Raw genomic sequence first — 3,294 nt, 5'->3', positions numbered from 1 at the left:
CGCGTGCGCTCGCCCTTCGGGCGATCACTCTTGGAATGCTCGGTCTTGATGTCCCCGGGACGATCGCCCTTGCGGCGGTCGGCCGGACGGTCCGACCGGGCTGTGGTTCGCTTGATACGGCGGCTCATGGCCGGTGGGTATCCCAAAAGCCACTGTCAGTCACGGCGAAATCGCTATAATTCGGCGGGCAAGGACTTGCGTCACAGGCTGGAGCAGATCGGATGGCGTGGGCGAAACTGACCCTGATGGTCGCGGCAGGATTGCTGGGGCTGACGTCCGCACAGGCCCAGCAGAGCCCGATGCCCGACGATATCGCCTGGAAGCTGATCGAGATCGGCCGCACGGTCGACCCGGTCAAGACGGCCGCGATCTACGCGCCGCTGCAGGAGAAGGAGCCGTATCAGGGCGTCAAGGTGCAGCGCGACGTCAAATACGGCCCGGCCGAGCGCAATTTGCTCGATGTCTTTACGCCCGATGCCAACGGCGGCGGGCCGCGACCGGTCCTGATCTTCGTGCATGGCGGCGCCTTCATCGGCGGCAACAAGCGCACCACGCCGGACAGCCCGTTCTACGACAACATCATGCTGTGGGCCGTGCGGCACGGCTATGTCGGGGTCAACATGGCCTATAGGCTGGCACCGAAATCGCCCTGGCCGGCCGCCGCCGAGGACATCGCCAACGCCGTGCAATGGGTCGCGGCGAACGTGCCGAAGTCAGGCGGTAATCCGGGCCGCGTGTTCCTGATGGGCCATTCGGCCGGCGCGGTGCATGTCGCGAGCTATGTCGCGCATCCCGAATTCTACAAGGTCCAGGGCGGCGGCCTCGCCGGCGCGATCATGGTCTCCGGCATCTACGATCTCACGGCCTCCCCGCTCGGCGACCCCGAGCTGGCCTATTTCGGCTCCGATCCCTCGCGCTACCAGGAGCGCTCGTCGTTCGCAGGCCTGCAGGCCACTGCGTTGCCTTTGCTGATCGCCTCCGCCGAGCTCGATCCGCCGCGCTTCGTCGAGCAGTTCGAGTTGCTCAGGCAGGCCACCTGCAAACGTCCATCGGGCTGCGCCCGCGCGGTGATGCTGCCGCAGCACAGCCACATGTCGGAGGTCTATTCGATCAACACCGAAGACGACCGGCTGACGCGGGAGATCGCGGAGTTCATGCAGTCGGGGAAATAACATCAACCGCCCCGCTCTTTTCTCAGCTTGTCCCAATACTCCAGCCGTTTCCTGATCTCGCGCTCGAAGCCGCGCTCGGGCGGATCGTAGAAATGCTGCCGCCCCAGGCTTTCGGGAAAATAGTCCTGGCCGGAGAACGCGTCCGGCGTGTCGTGGTCGTATTGATAGCCTGAGCCGTAGCCCTCGCCCTGCATCAGCTTGGTCGGCGCATTGAGAATATGCTTGGGCGGCAGCAGCGAGCCGTTCTCCTTCGCCACCCGCTTGGCGGCGCCGAACGCCTTGTAGGCGGCGTTCGATTTCGGCGCGGTCGCGACATAGATCACGGCCTGCGCGATCGCGAGCTCGCCTTCGGGTGAGCCGAGAAAGTCATAGGCATCCTTGGCGGCGTTGGCGACGACCAGCGCCTGCGGATCGGCCAGACCAATATCCTCCACCGCCATGCGGACGATGCGCCGCGCCAGGAACAGCGGGTCCTCGCCGGCATCGAGCATACGCGCGAAGTAATACAGCGCCGCATCCGGATCGGAGCCGCGCACCGACTTATGCAGCGCCGAGATCAAATTGTAATGGCCGTCGGCCGACTTGTCGTAGATCGGGGCGCGACGCTGCAGGATGTCCTGCAGCTGCACCGCGTTGAAGATCTCGTCCTTGCGCGCCGAGCGCCAGACCTCCTCGGCCAAGGTCAGCGCGGCGCGGCCATCGCCATCGGCCATCCGGATCAGCACCGCGCGTGCTTCGTCATCCAGCGGCAACGCCCTGCCCTCGGCCGCTTCCGCATTGGCGTAGAGCTTTTCGATCGCAGCTGCGTCGAGCGAATGGAACACCAGCACGCGCGCGCGCGACAGCAGGGCCGCGTTGAGCTCGAATGACGGGTTCTCGGTGGTGGCGCCGACCAGCACCACGGTGCCGTCTTCCATCACGGGCAGAAACGAGTCCTGCTGGGCGCGGTTGAAGCGGTGCACCTCGTCGACGAAGAGAAGCGTGCCCTTGCCCATCTCACGGCGGCTGCGCGCCGCGTCGAACACCTTTTTCAGGTCGGCGACGCCGGAGAACACCGCCGAGATCTGCTCGAAATGCAGCTCGGTCGCGTCAGCCAGCAGCCGCGCCACCGTGGTCTTGCCGGTGCCCGGCGGCCCCCAGAAAATGAGCGAGCCGAGCGTACGCGTCTCCAGCATCCGCGTCAGCGCGCCGTCGGGCCCGAGAATGTGATCCTGGCCGACGACGTCTGACAGCTGGTGCGGCCGCAGCTTCTCCGGCAGCGGACGGGGCGCATCCTGCTCCAGCCCCGCCGCGGCGAAGAGATTGGAGCCTGAGCCCTGCTGCGGCCGCTTCGGACTCATCCGCCGAGCGTGACGTTCATCTGCTGGCCACCGCGCAGCAGCGTGATGCGCCAGATCCGCGAGCCGTCGCGCGAGAGCTTCTCGAGCTCGGAGGTCCTGACGATCTTCTGGCCGTTGACGGCCATGATGATGTCGCCCTTCTGGAAGCCGACATTGGCCGCCGTGGTATCCTCGCCCGGCTCGAGCACGACCACGCCTTCGGTATCGGCATCGAGGTGCAGCTCGTCGGCGACCGCCGGCGAGATGTTGGCAACCTTGGCGCCCTGGAACGGCGAGCGGCCATTGATCACCATCTCGCTGCGGTTGCTGTCGGGCGCGGTCTCCAGCGCGACCTGGAGCTTCACCGGCTTGCCGCCGCGCTGCACGTCGATCTGCGCGGTGCCGCCGATCGGACGGGTGGCGAAACGGTAGTCGAAGGCGTTCGGGTCGTCGATGGCCTGGCCGTCGATCGCCGTGATCAGGTCGGAGGCCTTCAGCCCCGCACGCGCCGCCGGGCTGTTCGGCACCACGCTGGCGACCAGCGCCCCTGTGGGCGAGCGCAGGCCGAGGCTGTCGGCGATATCGGGCGTCACCGCCTGCAGCTTGGCGCCGAGCCACGGCCGCTTCACCGTCTTGCCACCGCTCTTGGCGGACGCGATCACGACGCGGACCATGTTGGCGGGAATGGCAAAGCCGATGCCCTGCGAGCCGCCGGAGCGCGAATAGATCGCGGTGTTGATGCCGGCGAGCTTGCCGGTCATGTCGACCAGCGCGCCGCCGGAATTGCCGGGATTGATCGCCGC

General features: G+C 66.8%; 3 protein-coding genes. 1 reads left to right on the top strand and 2 read right to left on the bottom strand.

The window, feature by feature from the left end:
- Positions 1-221: 221 nt before the first annotated feature.
- Complete coding sequence (locus WA702_RS26060; RefSeq protein WP_425113421.1) at positions 222-1,172, top strand: alpha/beta hydrolase; 951 nt, start codon at positions 222-224, stop codon at positions 1,170-1,172.
- Positions 1,173-1,174: 2 nt separating this feature from the next.
- Here the strand turns inward: WA702_RS26060 and WA702_RS26055 are convergent, their stop codons facing one another.
- Positions 1,175-2,512, bottom strand: coding sequence for a replication-associated recombination protein A (locus WA702_RS26055; protein ID WP_425113420.1), 1,338 nt, complete (start codon positions 2,510-2,512; stop codon positions 1,175-1,177).
- On the bottom strand, positions 2,509-3,294 hold a 786-nt coding region (locus WA702_RS26050), incomplete at its 5' end, for a PDZ domain-containing protein (protein ID WP_425113419.1). The genes WA702_RS26055 and WA702_RS26050, both read right to left, overlap by 4 nt.

Origin of the sequence: Bradyrhizobium sp. (assembly GCF_049798375.1) — a bacterium.
In the GTDB taxonomy this organism is placed as follows: Bacteria; Pseudomonadota; Alphaproteobacteria; order Rhizobiales; family Xanthobacteraceae; genus Bradyrhizobium.
The sequence above is the reverse complement of the archived record's forward strand: the minus strand, read 5'-3'. Positions and strand labels throughout refer to the sequence as shown.

Bases quoted from the DNA above. Each gene is read 5' to 3' on its own strand.
- WA702_RS26060 (WP_425113421.1), top strand. From the start codon at position 222: ATGGCGTGGGCGAAACTGACCCTGATGGTCGCGGCAGGATTGCTGGGG.
- WA702_RS26055 (WP_425113420.1), bottom strand. From the start codon at position 2,512: ATGAGTCCGAAGCGGCCGCAGCAGGGCTCAGGCTCCAATCTCTTCGCC.